This is a genomic window from Bacteroides mucinivorans (assembly GCF_034654355.2).
GTDB classification, from domain to species: domain Bacteria; phylum Bacteroidota; class Bacteroidia; order Bacteroidales; family Bacteroidaceae; genus Bacteroides; species Bacteroides nordii.
Genome location: NZ_CP178179.1, coordinates 5988315 through 6004535, shown reverse-complemented (window position 1 = coordinate 6004535; position 16221 = coordinate 5988315). Strand labels below are relative to the sequence as shown.

General features: G+C 37.7%; 18 protein-coding genes. 6 read left to right on the top strand and 12 right to left on the bottom strand.

Features of this window, described 5'->3' with window-relative positions:
• Positions 1–147: 147 nt before the first annotated feature.
• The 7 genes from VCM39_RS22440 to VCM39_RS22410 form a co-directional block, all read right to left on the bottom strand.
• Positions 148–2025: a beta-N-acetylhexosaminidase gene (locus VCM39_RS22440; protein WP_289292859.1), complete on the bottom strand. Its 1878-nt coding sequence runs from the start codon at positions 2023–2025 to the stop codon at positions 148–150.
• Positions 2022–3893 carry a DUF4838 domain-containing protein gene (locus VCM39_RS22435; protein WP_322932294.1) on the bottom strand — a complete coding sequence of 624 codons (1872 nt, stop codon included), beginning with the start codon at positions 3891–3893 and terminating at the stop codon, positions 2022–2024. The genes VCM39_RS22440 and VCM39_RS22435 overlap by 4 nt, the downstream gene beginning before the upstream one ends.
• A 200-nt stretch (positions 3894–4093) precedes the next feature.
• Positions 4094–5062 (bottom strand): FecR family protein, encoded by a 969-nt coding sequence (locus VCM39_RS22430; RefSeq protein WP_122201252.1) that lies wholly within the window; start codon positions 5060–5062, stop codon positions 4094–4096.
• Between the two features lie 90 nt (positions 5063–5152).
• Entirely contained in the window at positions 5153–5719 is a 567-nt protein-coding gene (locus tag VCM39_RS22425) for an RNA polymerase sigma-70 factor (protein ID WP_322932293.1), read from the bottom strand.
• A 1254-nt stretch (positions 5720–6973) separates the two neighbouring features.
• Positions 6974–7576 carry an ORF6N domain-containing protein gene (locus VCM39_RS22420; protein ID WP_122201249.1) on the bottom strand — a complete coding sequence of 201 codons (603 nt, stop codon included), beginning with the start codon at positions 7574–7576 and terminating at the stop codon, positions 6974–6976.
• 116 nt (positions 7577–7692) lie between these two features.
• Positions 7693–8406 carry a hypothetical protein gene (locus VCM39_RS22415; RefSeq protein ID WP_322932292.1) on the bottom strand — a complete coding sequence of 238 codons (714 nt, stop codon included), beginning with the start codon at positions 8404–8406 and terminating at the stop codon, positions 7693–7695.
• Between the two features lie 676 nt (positions 8407–9082).
• Positions 9083–9502 carry a hypothetical protein gene (locus tag VCM39_RS22410; protein ID WP_007483089.1) on the bottom strand — a complete coding sequence of 140 codons (420 nt, stop codon included), beginning with the start codon at positions 9500–9502 and terminating at the stop codon, positions 9083–9085.
• Between the two features lie 79 nt (positions 9503–9581).
• On the opposite strand from VCM39_RS22410, the gene VCM39_RS22405 reads away from it, so the two are divergent.
• From VCM39_RS22405 to VCM39_RS22390, 4 genes are read left to right on the top strand one after another with little or no spacing between them, the layout of a single operon-like run.
• Complete coding sequence (locus tag VCM39_RS22405; RefSeq protein ID WP_007483091.1) at positions 9582–9728, top strand: hypothetical protein; 147 nt, start codon at positions 9582–9584, stop codon at positions 9726–9728.
• A gap of 20 nt (positions 9729–9748) precedes the next feature.
• Positions 9749–10213, top strand: coding sequence for a phage tail tube protein (locus tag VCM39_RS22400; RefSeq protein WP_007483092.1), 465 nt, complete (start codon positions 9749–9751; stop codon positions 10211–10213).
• A gap of 14 nt (positions 10214–10227) precedes the next feature.
• Positions 10228–10521 (top strand): hypothetical protein, encoded by a 294-nt coding sequence (locus VCM39_RS22395; RefSeq protein WP_122201245.1) that lies wholly within the window; start codon positions 10228–10230, stop codon positions 10519–10521.
• A gap of 47 nt (positions 10522–10568) precedes the next feature.
• Positions 10569–10832 (top strand): hypothetical protein, encoded by a 264-nt coding sequence (locus VCM39_RS22390; RefSeq protein WP_255585216.1) that lies wholly within the window; start codon positions 10569–10571, stop codon positions 10830–10832.
• Positions 10833–10836: 4 nt separating this feature from the next.
• Here the strand turns inward: VCM39_RS22390 and VCM39_RS22385 are convergent, their stop codons facing one another.
• A complete protein-coding gene (locus VCM39_RS22385) occupies positions 10837–11037 on the bottom strand; it encodes a hypothetical protein (protein WP_221648347.1) in 201 nt (66 codons plus the stop codon).
• 144 nt (positions 11038–11181) lie between these two features.
• Here VCM39_RS22385 and VCM39_RS22380 point away from each other — a divergent pair, with 144 nt between their 5' ends.
• A complete protein-coding gene (locus VCM39_RS22380; RefSeq protein WP_221648348.1) occupies positions 11182–12345 on the top strand; it encodes an IS4 family transposase in 1164 nt (387 codons plus the stop codon).
• Between the two features lie 94 nt (positions 12346–12439).
• Here VCM39_RS22380 and VCM39_RS22375 read toward each other — a convergent pair whose 3' ends face one another.
• The 4 genes from VCM39_RS22375 to VCM39_RS22360 form a co-directional block, all read right to left on the bottom strand.
• Entirely contained in the window at positions 12440–12640 is a 201-nt protein-coding gene (locus VCM39_RS22375; RefSeq protein ID WP_122201243.1) for a hypothetical protein, read from the bottom strand.
• Between the two features lie 260 nt (positions 12641–12900).
• On the bottom strand, positions 12901–13161 hold the full coding sequence (locus VCM39_RS22370; RefSeq protein ID WP_122201242.1) for a hypothetical protein: 261 nt from the start codon (positions 13159–13161) through the stop codon (positions 12901–12903).
• 334 nt (positions 13162–13495) lie between these two features.
• Entirely contained in the window at positions 13496–13705 is a 210-nt protein-coding gene (locus tag VCM39_RS22365) for a hypothetical protein (RefSeq protein WP_007483096.1), read from the bottom strand.
• Positions 13706–13780: 75 nt separating this feature from the next.
• Positions 13781–13960: a hypothetical protein gene (locus VCM39_RS22360; RefSeq protein ID WP_007483097.1), complete on the bottom strand. Its 180-nt coding sequence runs from the start codon at positions 13958–13960 to the stop codon at positions 13781–13783.
• A gap of 32 nt (positions 13961–13992) precedes the next feature.
• Between VCM39_RS22360 and VCM39_RS22355 the strand changes: the two genes are divergently transcribed.
• A complete protein-coding gene (locus VCM39_RS22355) occupies positions 13993–16221 on the top strand; it encodes a hypothetical protein (RefSeq protein ID WP_221648349.1) in 2229 nt (742 codons plus the stop codon).

The following is a 16221-nucleotide window of genomic DNA, read 5'->3' as shown; positions in this document are numbered from 1 at the left end:
AAGTATTTTATCATAAGTGATTTTCAGGTGTTTTTACTTGTTAGTCAGATGTCTCGTTTTTCTTTGTCCTTGTCCGTTCTGTAAGTAGTACACCGATTGGCTTTATTTGTAACATCTCTTTTTTTATGTTTTATAACATATTACTTTTTATTCCGTCACTCTCTTTTTCAGCTCCTCGATTGTAACATCAACCTGTCTGCCTGCTTGTACCTGTCCCTTGTAAGTGGCTACGCGAAGCATCGATGCATTTTTAGGAACAGAAAGTGTATCTGTATACATATTGGAGTAGACATCGGGGATTGTATTGTCGAATGTATAGAACAGGCTTAGGCCTTCTACTTCTGTCTTCAGTTCTATTTTCAGTTCGTTCTTTTTATCCCGGTGCGGACAGATGATCGGATCATAAATGCTACGGGCATAGTTAACTCCGGATTGGTCGAAGCGTTCAAATTGTTGTTCTACCCTGTGGACAAAGAATTTCCAGTTACGTAGCCGGGCATCGGTCCATAATGTCTCGGATATAGCTAAAGCACGGGGCCAGACCATGTATTCCACCTGACGGTAGTGAGGTACGGATTCTGTCCAAAGGTTTCCTTGTCCGCCCATTACCAGAGACGGATTTATGCTGTCGGGGATAAGCTGATATTTGTAGCAATCCTGCAGGCGAAGCATAGCATAAGTATTCGGTTCAACAGCCGGGTCTCCCTGATAGAAATCCAGGTAACAATGATCGCTCGGAGTCATAATAACCGAGTGTCCTTGGCGGGCAGCTTCCGCACCTCCCTTTATACCTCTCCATGACATTACAATTGCTTCCGGAGCTAAGCCACCTTCCAGTATCTCATCCCATCCGATAATTTGTTTCCCTTTTTTCTGAACCATGTCGGCCACCCGTTTTATAAAGTAGCTTTGCAGTTCTTCCGAATTTTTCAGATGTTCTTTTTGTTTTCGCATCCGGCATTTGGGACATTTCTCCCAAAAGCCTTTATAACATTCATCGCCTCCGATATGTATATATGGGGAAGGAAAAAGACGGGCAACTTCAGAGAATACAGAATCAAGAACTTCAAACGTCCGTTCATTGCCTGCACACAAGGAATTTTCTACTTTTGTATAAAATGTATTTCCTACATTCACATGAAAAGGGCCACCCGTACAAGAGATTTCCGGATATGCCGATAGAGCAGCCATACTGTGTCCGGGTATATCTATTTCGGGCACTATCGTAATATAGCGTTTCCGGGCATAGTCTACGACCTCCCGGATGTCTTCCGGAGTATAAAACCCTCCATAGCTCAAAGAGTCGGTAGAAAGTTGGGGTTCTCTCTCCCACCAGTTACCTACCCGGGGAGCTCTCCATGCACCGATATTGGTCAGTTCAGGCAGTGATTTTATTTCAAGTCTCCACCCCTGATCATCGGTCAGATGCCAGTGAAACACATTATATTTGTATTCTGCCATTTGGTCTATGAACCGCTTCACTTCCTGTTTGGTAAAGAAGTGCCGGCTGACGTCAAGCATCAGCCCGCGCCATGCGAACTGAGGTTTATCGGTGATTTCCACACAATTGATGTACCATGTTTTCTGTGGCTGTACTGTTTTCGATTTTATTTCCGGAGGGAGTAGTTGAAGAACAGATTGTATGCCGTTGAATATACCATGATGCCTGTATGCACTCAGCACGAGTTTCCCGGAGGATACGGACAACTGATATCCCTCCTCTCCCAACTCTTTATAATCGCCTAATTGAAAGACGATTGTTCCGGAGTCACCAATCGGTAAAGAGAATCCGGTAGCATCACTTGTCTTTTCGTTGAAGTATTCTGCCAGGGCTACCATTGCCGGGTCAGAAGTATCTATTCCGATCGTTGTTTGTCCGGTCATACAGAAACTGCCCGGTTTGAGTTCATACGAGTTTGGCAGAGGAATAATCTGTATAGACTCGTTGGGTATGTTCTCTTCCGGGCTTTTGCAACTTACGCATCCCAGCAGGAAGAGGAACAGAAAGAGATTGATAAGTTTCATTCTTTTGCTTTTTTAGATATGTATTTGGCTTTACCTGTTTGCATATATTCCCAGACTCCTTTCACCCATGAATCCACGCGTGCTTTTTCTGCCGGACTATCTGCCAGCGATTGTGCTTTACGGATATACCCTTCCAGTTCCTTCATTACCCGGTCTGTTCCGAGGTATTCCCATGCTATTGCTTCTGTCTGGTGAAACTGTGCATCTTTAGTCTGAATGTCCAACGGATAATTTTTGGAATCACTGTATACCTGTTCTATTTTGTCATAGAAGTTGCGCATGGGGCGGGCTGCTTTACCAAAATAAGAGGTGAAGAATTCATTTAGCAGGTGGTCTATGTCTAATGTCGGATTATCATAGAGTTTCATGGTGGCATAGAAATCAAACTGCTCTCCTATTCCACAAAGGAATATGCCTCGTACACCATCCCGGGCGTACATTTTTGTTTCTTCGGCCACCTGGTGGATACTGAATCCGGGAAATACGTTGAACCCCTGTACCAGTCCGCGTTCGGTTGGGAAACACAGGTAATTCCACAGATAGACGGGGCGATGGCTCTTCCTGCTTTCTTCAATCCAGTCTTTGTAGAAATCAGTTTCATTCTCTTTCATCTTTGGTGCCCAATAGTTGCGTGGGTGAAGGCAGGGGGCTACCGATATGTTATCTTCCAGTTCTATATCCTCAGGCAGATAAGCATATACATGATAGGCGAGGGCGGCTATCTTTTTTCCGGGATGCGTTTTCTTTACCTCTTTAGCCACATTGTTGACGAAGGTCCACAGGTAATGGGTGGCAGTACCGCAATTGAAGTGTTCTCCCCGGATATTATCTTTATCAATAGCCAGTTGCCGGCTGCATTCTTCACATTGGCACCAGTTGGCATTGTCAAGCGGAACCACTGCAAAATAGTCTCCTAAAGCTATTTGTTCACCTTTCAGGGGCTGCCCGTCAAAATAGCCGCAGGCATCTTTGGCCACCTGTTTGATAAATGCCTGATTGGTATAACAGAACTGGCGTTCGTGAGGCCCTCCGGTACGTCCGACGGCAAAATATTCGGGATGGTAACCTTCGAAGAGTTCCGGACGATCCGGGTTCTTTTGAAGGAAACGGTCCTGATAAGCTGTGAAAGCATGATTGGCAGCCCATTTCTCTCCGCCGAACCGGATTCTTCTGAGGAATAGCTGGGTCATCTCCGGCGTAGCTTCAAAATATTGTTCTTTCATCATCGGCCAATCAAAAGAATAGCTACTGTCTCTGTATTTGATTGCAGGAGAACGCATCACTCGGGTTGGAGCCAGTTTCAGTTGCTTCTGTTTGGGGACAATCACATTTAGCGGAGCCGGACCATAGAAACGGACACCCAGATAGTTCTCAACGAAGTCATATACAGCATAACAAGTTCCTTGTGCATCATAAATAGACGGCAGCGTCAACTCTACGTTGGCCGATGAATTACCTGTCAGCTTTGAGTAGTTAATTTTTAACCGGTCTTTTGAGGGTGTTATACCGTTGTTATCGCGTCCCCCATCACTGTCAGAGTTTTCGTCCTGTCCCATCAGAACGATTGTTTCCGGAGTGATTTGTATCAGATATTCCTGTGGTTCAAAGTGTATTTTATCCGTATATTCACTGTTACCCACATAGATAATCCCGGTGGGTTTCGATGGTAATTCATTCACTATGGGTACGTGTATCCCCAATGATTGTTTTACGAAATATTGCAGTTCGTGTGCTGCAAGCAGTGCCGGTGATGAAGCATGTTTACCCGTCAGTATCACGGTTCGGCCTTCTTCTATCACAAAGGCTTTCCGCGCTGAACAAAGGATCGGCAACATCAGTAAGGCGATATACATTATTATTTTCTTCATAAGCATTTTTTGTTTAAAAAAGGGCATAGCAATGACTTGGAGCCACCCTGAGAAGGCTCCCTGTCAATTGAATTGATTAAAATGAATTTGGATATTAAGAAACTGTTTTGATTATTTTTATCAGCTTCTTAAAAAAAGGACGGAACGGTGGAGGACGAAAGGATTTTTTTAATCGGTATTTTTCATATGCTTTTTTGTTTTTAGATTATGTATATGTCATTATTCTCTATTTTAAATTTCAGGTTATAGTGCATGCGCAATATATTCATCATTTCCTGGATGGAAATCATCTTGAATTGTCCTGTGAAGTTGTCGTTCACTAAACTTTCTTTGTCGTAGTGCATCGTTACTCCGTACCAGCGTTCTATTTTTCGGAAAACCTCTTCCAACGGTTCTGCATTGAATGCAAGTATACCTTGTTTCCAGGCCAGTTCGGTATCTCCCTCCATGATGGAGATAGTACCTTGCCGATCGCTTCTGGAATAGATAAACTTCTGTGAAGGCGTCAGATAAACAGGCTTAGACGGACAGCCCTGCATCGTCAGTTTCACTTTTCCTTCCATAAGTGCGGTTTCTACAATATTCTCATCATTGTAAACCGAGACATTAAAAGAAGTTCCCAATACCTCTACATCGAAAACGGACGTTTTCACAATGAAAGGCTTCTCCTTATTGGGAGTGACCTCAAAAAAGGCTTCTCCTTCCAGAACCACCTCTCGCAACTTACCATTAAAGTCCGGAGTATAAGTCAGTTTAGATTCACTGTTCAAATGAACAATTGTTCCATCAGGCAGTGTAATACCGGCTCGTTGTCCTTTGTTGACAGATACGATATTGGGTATCTGCTTGTAATGGTCCATTTCCTTATAGAAATAAACCGTAGAGATGATTAATACGGGTACCAGAATAGAAGCTGCAATGGTCGACGCCCGTTTGAACCAGACGCGTCTCATATCCTTCTTTATCTTTTCGTTAACCAGTCTCCGGGTCCGTTCTTTCGCAGCCCGGGGCATAACGTGGATATTCAGGTCTTTTTGCCAACACTCATTTAGCATATCCCCGACACTGTTATCAGAATCATTCTGAATCTGCTGTTGCAATTCATTATATTCTTCTTCGCTGATGCTGCCGCGAATATATTTTTCAAGTATATTATTCTGTTTCTCCATAATCAATCCTGTCCGTTTATAAGTGATACACAGAAATACGAATCATGTAACATATGTATCCTTTGTTATTAACTTTTTTTAGGTTTATCACTAACTCATAAAAAAGAGAGCGAAAGAAAAGCCGATTTTAATGAGTTCTTCTCTAAGTACTTTGAGTGCGCTACTTAATTGATTTCTGACAGATTGTTCGGAGATACCAAGTTTCAAAGCAATTTCCTGATTTGACAATCCTTCTTCTTTACTCATTTCGAATATCATCTTTTGCCGCTTACTCAGTTTATCTTTGGACTGGAGGACCTGTTCATTCAACTCATTGAAGTTAAACTCATTCTCTGTGGAGTTTTCTCCTCCTTCCGTAACATCCAGTTGAGTTATGTATTCGTCATAAGAAAGCAAGGTGAGCCGGTTTCTCAGGTCGTTCAGGAATTTATTTTTGGCAATAGTGAAGAGAAAAGAACGAAAAGAATATTCGGGAGATAAGTGCTCCCGCATCTGCCAGATTTTTAAAAAGACTTCCTGCACAATTTCCTCTGCCATCTCCGACGAATGTGTCAGGTTGTAAGCAAAGCCATACAATCTATCTGCATAAAGGTCATATAATTTATTAAAATCGGAGTATGAGCCCTTCTGTAAGCCTATAATGTATTTTTTATCCATATACAGAGAGTGTTTTTGATAGTACGGGCCAAAGTTATGGAAATATATTATAAAGGAAATAAATTCGATTGAGAATTATAATGTTGCTCGCATTAAAAAATCGAATTGATACAGGTGTATACTGTCGGTTACCTCATTTTCTATGTTAAATTTGTCCAGACTGGCAACATATTCAGGATAGTTTTATCCTATCAGTATAGATGGAGATTAGACATAAGAACATAAGAACAAATAAGCTGTTTATGGAGGTTATACAGAAAATGTGTTCTTTTGTTCTTATGTCTGAAAAATAATAATTAGTTCGTGTCTATTCAAAGTACATACTTACTTACAATTTGACAAAGTGACATTCCTGATCCTTTAGAATCCTCTAATTAAGGGAAGGTTTCTTGCAAGTAATAAAAATCTTCGGCATTTCTGGCTTCTATTATTCCTATTGTATGTTTTTTTGGAGAATTGCATGACAAAAACATCTTGTTTTTTTGATATTTATTACATAATTCAACTTTATGAAATTCTTTGATTATACTTTTAATAGTTAAGATTGGAGTGAATTTAGCCATCAGTTAGCGTCTGAAAACGTCTTTTTAGGCAGTTTTATTTTTTCTCGTAGAGTCTCGAGTCGTTTCTCTACGAGGTTTGAGTTGTTTCTCGTAGAGGAACCGAACTTATCATACCGGGAAAATTAGGATAACATGCCGAATAAATGTGCATGATTATCCAACTAAAGAAAGATTATACGATAGAATACGCATAATAATTGATATTGTTATGCATTTTATTCTCCAATTACAGTAATAATTAGAATAAGGGTGTCATGAAAATCAGCCATATAGGAACAAAAAGACAGGATAATTGTATTTTTCGAAATCTTTATTAATCCCATCACGATATTGCATTCAATGCCACCAATACCGGCTCATCAGTCCATTCGAATTCCGTTTTTAACCTAAATAGCCAACGAACTATAAGATTGTACACTTTTACCATGCAATATTGTACACTCTTGTCATATAAGATTGTACATTCTTGTATAACAAAAGTGTACAATCTTATAAGTGTTGATTATCAGTCTGTTGCAAGTTCGTGGCCTTGTAAAGTAGATGAAGTGGTGTATGTCTTTCAGTGTCTTTTTATTTTAATTCGTTTCCTTTACCTATTCATGAAAGAACAATATACCTCTGGCTATTGTTTCTAATTCTCATATTCATTGATTTGTAAAATTTGTTTTATTTCTATTGGTCAATTATAGAATTACTTCCTAAAACCAATAGGATTACGAGGTTTAGATTGTTTCTTCTTGTCTGCCAACTGTGAGAGTGCAAGGTAAACGTTATCGAATTCTTTACGGTTATCCTCAGATAAATCATTGATGGCTTCTAACGTTTCTTCTCCCAGCCTTTCTATCATAGCAAATGCTTTCACTCCTTGATGTTCCAGTTCCTCAATACGATGTTTAAGGTACTCTATCTCTTTGGTATTACTTTCATTGGTTAAGACGAATTGTCGAACACTAACAAATGCGCGCATGATATTAATGTTCACCTTTACAGCAATGGGAGATCTTAATACGCTACTTAGCATAGCTACACCTTGTTCTGTAAAAGCAAAAGGAGCATAGGCACTAAAGTTATATTGGGGTGTGCCAGCTTGGAATACCCCACTGGAATACAGGCTATTAGCTTCTTCTTTCGTTAATTGAAACATAAAATCTTCCGGAAAACGTTCCATGTTTCGTCTGACAGCACGTTTTAATAAACTCGTTTCTGTACTATACAATTTTGCCAGATCAAAGTCTAACATAACTCTACTTCCTCGTATCTCGTAGATCTTACTTTGAATTACTTGTAGTTCCATTTATTACCACTTATTATTGATCAGAGATTTTTATTCATTCGTCTCAGATATTTACTTTGATCAGGGGTGAGTAAGAATGTTTCAACTTATCGAAATCAACCTTGAACCTCGATTAATTAGTTCCCTTCAGTCATTGGTGGTATATCAAATGAGTTTGTCACGTCATTAAAGTAATAGTATTTTCCTTTTTCGAAAGATAATCCATAAAGATTAATAATAACTTTCTTTTTGTTTTTTCTTGTTACAACAATTTGATCGGATGCTTCAATGTCCTTACTTAGAAATATGTAATAGATTTCATCTTTTTTATTAAGGCTACAAGTGCTGTGTATATTACCAAGATATCCTGAGTATTCTATTGATGTGGTATTGCTTGCGTCAAATATCAGCATGAATGATGAGTGTTTAGCTGTCAATGTTATTGAAGTAGTTTCTTTTGTTATCGTAACTTTTTCATTAAATGACATAGACAGCGTATCAATAGACGCTCCAGAACTTGTAGGAATAGATGTACCATATATATTATAGGTTCCCTCTACTAATCTAATTCCATCCTTATTTCCCCAATACCCATTAATAGTTGTTGGTTTAGGCGTATCTTTTGTACTTAGGGATAATGAATAAGTTGTCGGAGTCAATAACTTGGTTTTTACATATTTATTATAGAAGTTAGTGTATAGATCTGCTCCGGATCTTGACATGCTTCCACTTTCCCAAAAATCATAATCAATGTTTACTGTTACTTCTTCTGGAACGAGGTTGTCCTGTTCTTCATTACTGCATCCGGTTATTGCCAATGTAGTCATCATTAATAATAAAATCTTTTTCATTGTTTGCATGTTAATAAGTTTGATATTTATTCCTGTTTCTTTAAACTATTGTAGTTGTTTACTGTATCATTCTAATCTTTGGAACAAGAAGTGAGAGTAATTGATAAGGAATAATGAGGATTGTTTCATAAGTTTGTGTGTTTTGATTAATATTGTGCAAATGTAATAAAAAATACAACAATATACAAACTTTTTTATAAATGTTTGAATAGGTTTCGTTAGGATGTTCCTTAATATTTTTGTGTTTCTTAATTATCAGGTGAGGTAACCACACTAAAAATTTATGAAAATAGAAGTTCATTCAAGTTGTTGTAGGCAGCTCATATGAACTTCTATTAATTGGGTGATGCTATCTATATCTGAGTTGTGGGAAGTATTATTTAATAGATAGTGAATGTTCCATTTCTTTTAGCCTTTCCAAAAAATTAGGATCCGCATAAGCGTTCAAGTAGTTGTAGAACGTTTTTTCTGAAATTAGATGCTTTGGCCAAATGTATCGTCTCAGGATTTCTCTGTTTGATAACCCCGATCGTGCATATGTGTCATATATATTGTTAACATCTCTGACTTTATTAATATAGCTGAAGCCTGTGCATTTTTTTTTCATTTTATGAATATTCTGAAAATTAATAATAGTAGTGTCTGTTTTTAATGCACGATTAGTTGAAACAACTTATTAGATTGTTAACTTGAATGTTTCCATACAATCTTTCACCTTTTCACTTTCATGATTTGTCAGGCTTTCTGTTCGCAGGAATCTACTTCGGTTTTCCAATTGCCATTCAGTTAGTAAACTGGCGATCCTGTCTGCCAGTTCAAATCCATGTAATGCAACTTGTGTGTCGTTTTCTGCGGTATATTCTATTATGTGCAGGCGTAACTGCACTTCACACGTTTGTTTGTTTCCACAAAGTGTTTTCCAGGTAGCTGGTAGGAATTCAATAAATACAGCTGGTGTTGGAAATGAGGCTTCGTTACCGGATTCGGTAATGGAAGTCTGCCAAAGATCAATGTGTTTCACTACTTTTTTTCCTGTTTCCGAATCGGTTAGTGTCTTTAGACAGTCTGTCACTGTCTCGAAAAGTTTTTTTCTCATAATAATTTATGTTTAAATTGTTTTTAATATTTCACTGTAAAGGTGCCTATTAATCGCTAATAAGAGAAATAACAGTGTAATGGTTACATACTTTTGTGTAACCATTACACTGTTATTTGTTTTTGAAATTTTACCCCGTTATGTTTGCATCATCGAAGCGATACGGACAGTACAGGTAGCCGTTACTGTTTCTGTTCGTTTTAATGATAAAACGGTAAATTATTAACAAATTTAATTTTTTAAATTATGGAAACTGGATATCAACATGGAAGTGATATGCTTGTGGGCATTGTAACCGGCGAAAACACATTCACTCCGCTGGGACACAGTAAAACGTGTACAATTACTAACAGTGCAGAAACAAAGGAACGGGCTGTGAAACCTACTCTTACTGAAAAAGCGACAGCTGACAATCCCGGTATGTGGAAAGAGAAGTCAGTCAGTGGTCTGTCTGTCAGTATTAGTGCCGAAGGTTTTAAGTTTTATGGTGATGAACTGGGGTACGACAAATTGTTTGAGTTGTGGGAAGCAGGCAAAGCTGTGAAAGTGCGCTATGCGTTGCGTGGTGAAGAGGCTACGAAATATCGTGAAGGAAATTTCATTATCACCAGTCTCGAAGAACAAGATCCGGGTGATGATGATGCCAGCTACACTATTTCAATGGAAAACAGTGGTCAGGTAGAATTGAAACTAATACCTACTGAAAAGTAAATCTTCACACAGATATGCACAAAGTGAAACTTTACGGAAAAGAGTATCCCAGTCGCATGACTATGGGTGCTATGATTGACTTTAAACGTCAAACCGGCAAGGATGTAAATGACATCGGTGCTGAGCTCGAACTGCTGACTCTATTTATGTTTTGTTGTGTACGTAGTGCTTGTCGTGCCGATGGAATAACATTTGACATGGAGTTTGATCACTTTGCCGATGGCATTAATCTGGAGGACTTTGCACAGTTCCAGGAAAACTTATCGGAAGGTGCTGAAGGCTCAAAAAAAAAGAAGATGAAAGCGTAACAGCAGAGGAACTGTTGGGCATTGCAATGGGGTGCATGGGAATGAGTATGAACGACTTTAGCCGGTGTACCCCATCTGAATTTTCTATAGCTTATAAAGTCTGGCAAGAAAAGGAACAACGATTAGAACGGGAGTCATGGGAACAAACCCGCTTTTTAGCTTGCTGTATGTTGCAACCTCATAGTAAGAGAAAGTTACTTCCTACTGATATTTGTAGGTTTTCATGGGAAAATCAACCACAAGATGAAAAGGAAGAATCTATTAGTACGAAAGATCGGTTTGACGAGATTGCAAAATTATGGGATAGATGAGATATTATGAATGGCGCTTGTGGTAGTTACCATCGTATTTATCTTCATCGCGTAGACGCTGTTTTAATTCTTCATCTTCTTTCTTTTTCTTTTCATTTTCTCGTTTTTGGGCTTTTTCTATACCGTCTGCAATAGTTTCTTTACGAAAACTATAATTGCAATAACCAATAAATAATACTAGTACGATAATTATAAGAACTTCCATATTATTAAATAATTTATATCACTACTGTCCCGTAAAAGAGGATAAATAGTTCTTTGAAATGATTGAAATATAGTCTATTAGACATGCTTTTCTAAGCGCGACGATTTGAAATCATATCTTTGAGGTCGATTAAAGCGGTCTCAAATGCACCAAGACAAATACGTTTTCGCTCAGTTAGTAGAATTCTTGAACAATGATAAGTTCAGAAGGCTCGTAGACAAGTACGATGGCAATCGATATGTGAAACATTTCGCTTGCTGGAACCAGTTACTTGCAATGATGTTCGGTCAACTCAGTAATCGTGAAAGTCTTCGTGATTTGATTGTAGCTTTGGAGGCCCATCAAGGAAAGCGTTATCATTTGGGGTTGGGTCGTGAACCCATTGCCAAAACCACGCTTGCATCAGCCAATCAGAATCGAGATTATAGAATCTTCGAAGACTTTGCTTTCTACATGATGAAGGAAGCATGTGAAAAACGAGTTACTAATATCTTGGATATTCCAGGAAGAAAGTATGCGTTTGATTCCACTACGATTCCTTTATGTTTGGCTACATTCCCTTGGGCGAAGTTCCGCAAGAAGAAAGGTGGAGTTAAGGCCCATGTCCTTTATGACATAGAAGCACAAATACCAACCTTTTATACAGTAACTACAGCATCCAGGCATGATTCAACAGCAATGTCCGCTATTAATTATGAGCCAAATGCTTATTATATATTCGACAGAGCTTATGACTCGTTTAAGGAACTTTATCGGATTCACCTTACAGGTTCTTTCTTTGTAGTCAGAGCGAAGTCTAATCTGAAGTGCAAGTTCTGTAAATGGAAGCGTAGAATGCCCAAGAATATCCTTTCAGATGCGGAAGTGAAACTGATCGGGTACACCTCTGAAAAGAAGTATCCTGAATCATTCAGAGTCATCCGTTTTTATGATGAAGAGGATGAACGTGAATTCACTTTCCTGACGAATGCCAAACACATTTCTGCACTTGATGTTGCCAATCTTTATAAAAAGAGATGGCTCGTGGAACTATTCTTCAAATGGTTGAAGCAGCATCTTAAGGTAAAAAGGTTCTGGGGTACCACAGAGAATGCTGTTCGAATACAGATTAGTGTTGCTATCATCACCTATTGTTTGGTAGCTATTGTCCAACATGATATGCAGTTGAATCGTTCAACTTATGAGGTCTTACAGATTCTTAGCATCTCATTGACGGATAAAACTCCTTTACAAGGACTGTTCAATAAGACTAATTTCAATGATGTCAAAGAGCAATTTAATCCCCTTATTCAGGGATTATTTGATTAATTATTAACGCGTCCCGATTTTAACGGGACACTAATGAATTTATATGACAAAATATGAATAATAAGATATTTATGCAAGGAAATTAATAATGCATTTATGAATGGCGTTTACGATAATCATTATCGTATTTATCCTCGTCACGAAGCCGTTGTTCTAATTCTTCAGCTTCTTTTTTAGCACGTTCTTCTTTCTTGAGCTTCTTAAAAAGAAGCTCTATGATACTATCGCTAGAACAATAATGTAAAATACCAAATATGGCGATTACAATGAGTGATGTTATTAAAATTTCTTTCATTGTTAGTTCTATATTAAACTGTGTGGTAAGAATAAGTAATAATTAAAATTATATTTATAATGTATGTTGGCATATTTTTAATACTCATTTCTTGACTTATTCTTTATAATATTTAGTTTTCACTTTCTGGATATATGAGGAACAAGCAACAACAGTGGTTAATAACCCCTAATAATGTTTTCATATTGAAAGATAAATAAATTTCAAATATATGTATAATAAAATAGTATACAAAATTTCTATTGGAATAAATGAAAATATTATGAATGGCGCTTGCGATAATCATTATCGTATTTGTCTTCATCGTGTAGACGTTGTTTTAACTCTTCATCTTCTTTTTTTTCTTTCTCTTTCTCTTCTTTTTTCTCTTTTAGGGCATTTTTTATAGCTTCTTTTATAATAGCTTTTTCACCACTAACGGAACTGATGATGAGAAAAATTACAATAATAATAAATATGATAGCAGCCCCATAACCTTCGGATATAATAAAAAGTAATTGTAATATTGGGATTGTACACATAGTATAATGAATTTATATTAATAGAACAAATATATGAGAAATAATCCATCTGACATAGGGTCACTATTAGAAGATAATGTATTAATAGAAAAAAACTGAGCAGTTAGCCAAATTTCGTCTTGAGGTTGATTGCCTTAAAGCTAATATAATTGATATAACTGGAAATTTAGCAGTTTATGGCGTCTACAATAGTTTCTTTACGAAAACTATAATTGCAATAACCAATAAATAATATTAGTACGATAACTCTATAAGAACTTTCATATTATTAAATAATTTATATGACAAGATATGAATAGTAAGATAGAATTGTGTAAGGAAATTGATAATGCATTTATGAATGGCGTTTACGATAATCATTATCGTATTTATCCTCCTCACGAAGCCGTCGTTCTAATTCTTCTGCTTCTTTTTTCTTTTTCATACGTTTTTTTTCTTCGATTGTTTTACGAAAATATTTGTGAACCGGATCTTCAGGTATAATTGCGGCTAAACTACCGAAAATCACTACAGACATGAGTATGAGAATGAGTAATGTTTGCATGTTGAAAGATAAATAAATTCAAATATATGAATAATAAAATAGTATACAAAATTTCTATTGAAATAAATGAAAATATTATGAATGGCGCTTGCGATAATCATTATCGTATTTGTCTTCATCGTGTAGACGTTGTTTTAACTCTTCATCTTCTTCTTTTCTTTTCTTTTCTTTTGAAGAAGACGAAATATCATTAAGAAAAGAGTTTATACCTAAACAAAGAATTAAAAAGATGATCGTACCTATGATAAAATTCATAATTATATAAATTAAATTAATACTTCAAATATATGAATAATAAGATAGAATATCAAATATTATTTGATGTAAAAGAGAATATGAAAATGGCTTCAAGGTCATTGGATGAATTTACAAAGGCAGTAGAATCTGTTACTGGTGTATGTAAAAAAATGGAAGACGTAGCTATTAGTTGCTTTGAATCGTTGTCGAATTATGCAAAGTTATTTCAACGTTATTCAAATGATTTTCAGTTTTTTTCTGAAAGTACAGACTCTACATCAAAAAAAATGCAGGAGTTCCAAAATGAACTAAAACAACTGAAGCTTAAATTTATAGATATTACAGGAGATTCAGCTAAGTTTTTTTCGTTATTTAATGAATATATTCCTATAATGACTTTTTTTGCGAAAGGATTAAAGCGAATGAGTAGTTCTTTTAATCTCGTATCCACTGCTCAAAATGCTTATAATGGAGTTATTATTTGGGGACAACGTGCCCTTTATATCTACCAGATGCAAGTACTATTGGCTCGTGCTGCCATCGCCACCACTACCGGTGCAACGAAAGCTATGAATATTGCCATAGCTTCCAGTCCTTATCTTATAGCTGCTGCCGCTGCTGCAACTCTTGGAATTGCAATATACAAATTAGCATTAGGTAATAGCGAAACAGCAAAAGCACAGAAGCGCTTAGATGAAGCAATGACCGACATGAATAAAGAGGTATCTACGGAGCAGAATTCTTTGGATACACTTTTTGGTAGTTTGTATAAAGCTAAGGAAGGAACAAATGAATGGAAACGGGCGAAAGATAAAATTCAGGAAAAGTATGGAGATTATCTAAGTCAGTTAGGAATAGAGATAACCAATGTAGACACTGCACGTGTAGCCTATAGTAAACTGAGTACAGCTATTCTTGAAACAGCCCGTGCCCGTGCCAGCGAACGTGCTTTATCCTCGGCAGGAGATGCATTGGCTGATAAAGAAGGTCAGAATCTCACAAAAATGCGTCAGGTACTTACGGAAGAATATGGTGAAGAGACTGGTAACCGGGTATTTGAGGGTATAGCTGCCAGTATTCGGAGAGGAGATAAAGAAATTCCGGAACGATGGATGCAATTTGTCCGTAAGTTGAATAAAACAGTTGTACAGAGTTATGGAACCGCCGGCCAGGCTTCTTCTTATATTGACAATCCGGTTACGCCTTATATATATAGTATGCAGTCTGCCCGAAAGGATTATGAAAAAGAAGTGAAACGGATAAATGCGGTTTTAGGCTCTCCACTTCAAAAACCTGATACGAATACGATAACAGAGAAACCAAAATCAGTCTTCTCTTCAGAGTCGGATACTCCTGCTAAAGGAAGTATTGCAGCTATGAAAAAGGAACTTTCCGAATTGGAAAAAAGTTTGTCAAATACTACAGTTGGTACGGCTTCTATAGATATTCAGTTGAAAATTGATAGCCTGAAAAAACAAATAGCAGGTGCAGAAGACTGGATTGAAAGAGAAACCTTCAAAAAAGAGTATGGTGAGATATCTATTCCGATAGATTTTACACCTGTAGGGGGTAGTATTAGTGGGATGGTAGAGCGCTTACAGAATGATTCCATAAAAGACAATCCGGGAATGAGATCTTCCATGTTGACACAAGAAGGGTTTAAGGATATGAAATTGCCGGAGCCGGAGGTGCCAAATATGGAAAAACCACTTTCCAATATGGAGAGGTGGAATATGGCAGTGGATGAAATGGGAGAGAGAAATGCTAATATGATTGATGGGCTGGGATCTATGGGTACAGCCATGGGAAGTATTGGTGATCTTATTGGAGGGGCAGCCGGGCAATGGCTTGATTGGGGAGCCAATTGTGTTCAAGCGATAGGAGCGGCTATACCACAAATTTTGGCATTATGTACAGCACAAGGGACACAGGTTGCAGCAAATACAGCAGCAGCAGGTACGGGTGCAGCATCGGCTATGGCTAGTATTCCATTTGTTGGACCGATCTTAGCCATTGCCGCTGTTGCTAGTGTTTTGGCTGCATTGGCTTCTATTCCAAAATTTGCGGCAGGCGGTTTAGCTTATGGTCCTACTCTCGGGCTTTTTGGCGAATATTCCGGAGCACAAAATAATCCGGAAGTAGTGGCTCCGCTCAATCGATTGCGTAATATGTTACAACCTGCCGGAGGTATAGGGGGGGAAGTTGAGTTTGTAATAGACGGACGGGTTCTTCGTGGAATATTGAATAAAGTAGATAGGATTAATCAACGTACAAAATAA

Coding starts and splice junctions, on each gene's coding strand:
- VCM39_RS22440 (WP_289292859.1), bottom strand. CDS start 2,025: ATGAAACTTATCAATCTCTTTCTGTTCCTCTTCCTGCTGGGATGCGTA.
- VCM39_RS22435 (WP_322932294.1), bottom strand. CDS start 3,893: ATGAAGAAAATAATAATGTATATCGCCTTACTGATGTTGCCGATCCTT.
- VCM39_RS22430 (WP_122201252.1), bottom strand. CDS start 5,062: ATGGAGAAACAGAATAATATACTTGAAAAATATATTCGCGGCAGCATC.
- VCM39_RS22425 (WP_322932293.1), bottom strand. CDS start 5,719: ATGGATAAAAAATACATTATAGGCTTACAGAAGGGCTCATACTCCGAT.
- VCM39_RS22420 (WP_122201249.1), bottom strand. CDS start 7,576: ATGGAACTACAAGTAATTCAAAGTAAGATCTACGAGATACGAGGAAGT.
- VCM39_RS22415 (WP_322932292.1), bottom strand. CDS start 8,406: ATGAAAAAGATTTTATTATTAATGATGACTACATTGGCAATAACCGGA.
- VCM39_RS22410 (WP_007483089.1), bottom strand. CDS start 9,502: ATGAGAAAAAAACTTTTCGAGACAGTGACAGACTGTCTAAAGACACTA.
- VCM39_RS22405 (WP_007483091.1), top strand. CDS start 9,582: ATGGTTACATACTTTTGTGTAACCATTACACTGTTATTTGTTTTTGAA.
- VCM39_RS22400 (WP_007483092.1), top strand. CDS start 9,749: ATGGAAACTGGATATCAACATGGAAGTGATATGCTTGTGGGCATTGTA.
- VCM39_RS22395 (WP_122201245.1), top strand. CDS start 10,228: ATGCACAAAGTGAAACTTTACGGAAAAGAGTATCCCAGTCGCATGACT.
- VCM39_RS22390 (WP_255585216.1), top strand. CDS start 10,569: ATGAACGACTTTAGCCGGTGTACCCCATCTGAATTTTCTATAGCTTAT.
- VCM39_RS22385 (WP_221648347.1), bottom strand. CDS start 11,037: ATGGAAGTTCTTATAATTATCGTACTAGTATTATTTATTGGTTATTGC.
- VCM39_RS22380 (WP_221648348.1), top strand. CDS start 11,182: ATGCACCAAGACAAATACGTTTTCGCTCAGTTAGTAGAATTCTTGAAC.
- VCM39_RS22375 (WP_122201243.1), bottom strand. CDS start 12,640: ATGAAAGAAATTTTAATAACATCACTCATTGTAATCGCCATATTTGGT.
- VCM39_RS22370 (WP_122201242.1), bottom strand. CDS start 13,161: ATGTGTACAATCCCAATATTACAATTACTTTTTATTATATCCGAAGGT.
- VCM39_RS22365 (WP_007483096.1), bottom strand. CDS start 13,705: ATGCAAACATTACTCATTCTCATACTCATGTCTGTAGTGATTTTCGGT.
- VCM39_RS22360 (WP_007483097.1), bottom strand. CDS start 13,960: ATGAATTTTATCATAGGTACGATCATCTTTTTAATTCTTTGTTTAGGT.
- VCM39_RS22355 (WP_221648349.1), top strand. CDS start 13,993: ATGAATAATAAGATAGAATATCAAATATTATTTGATGTAAAAGAGAAT.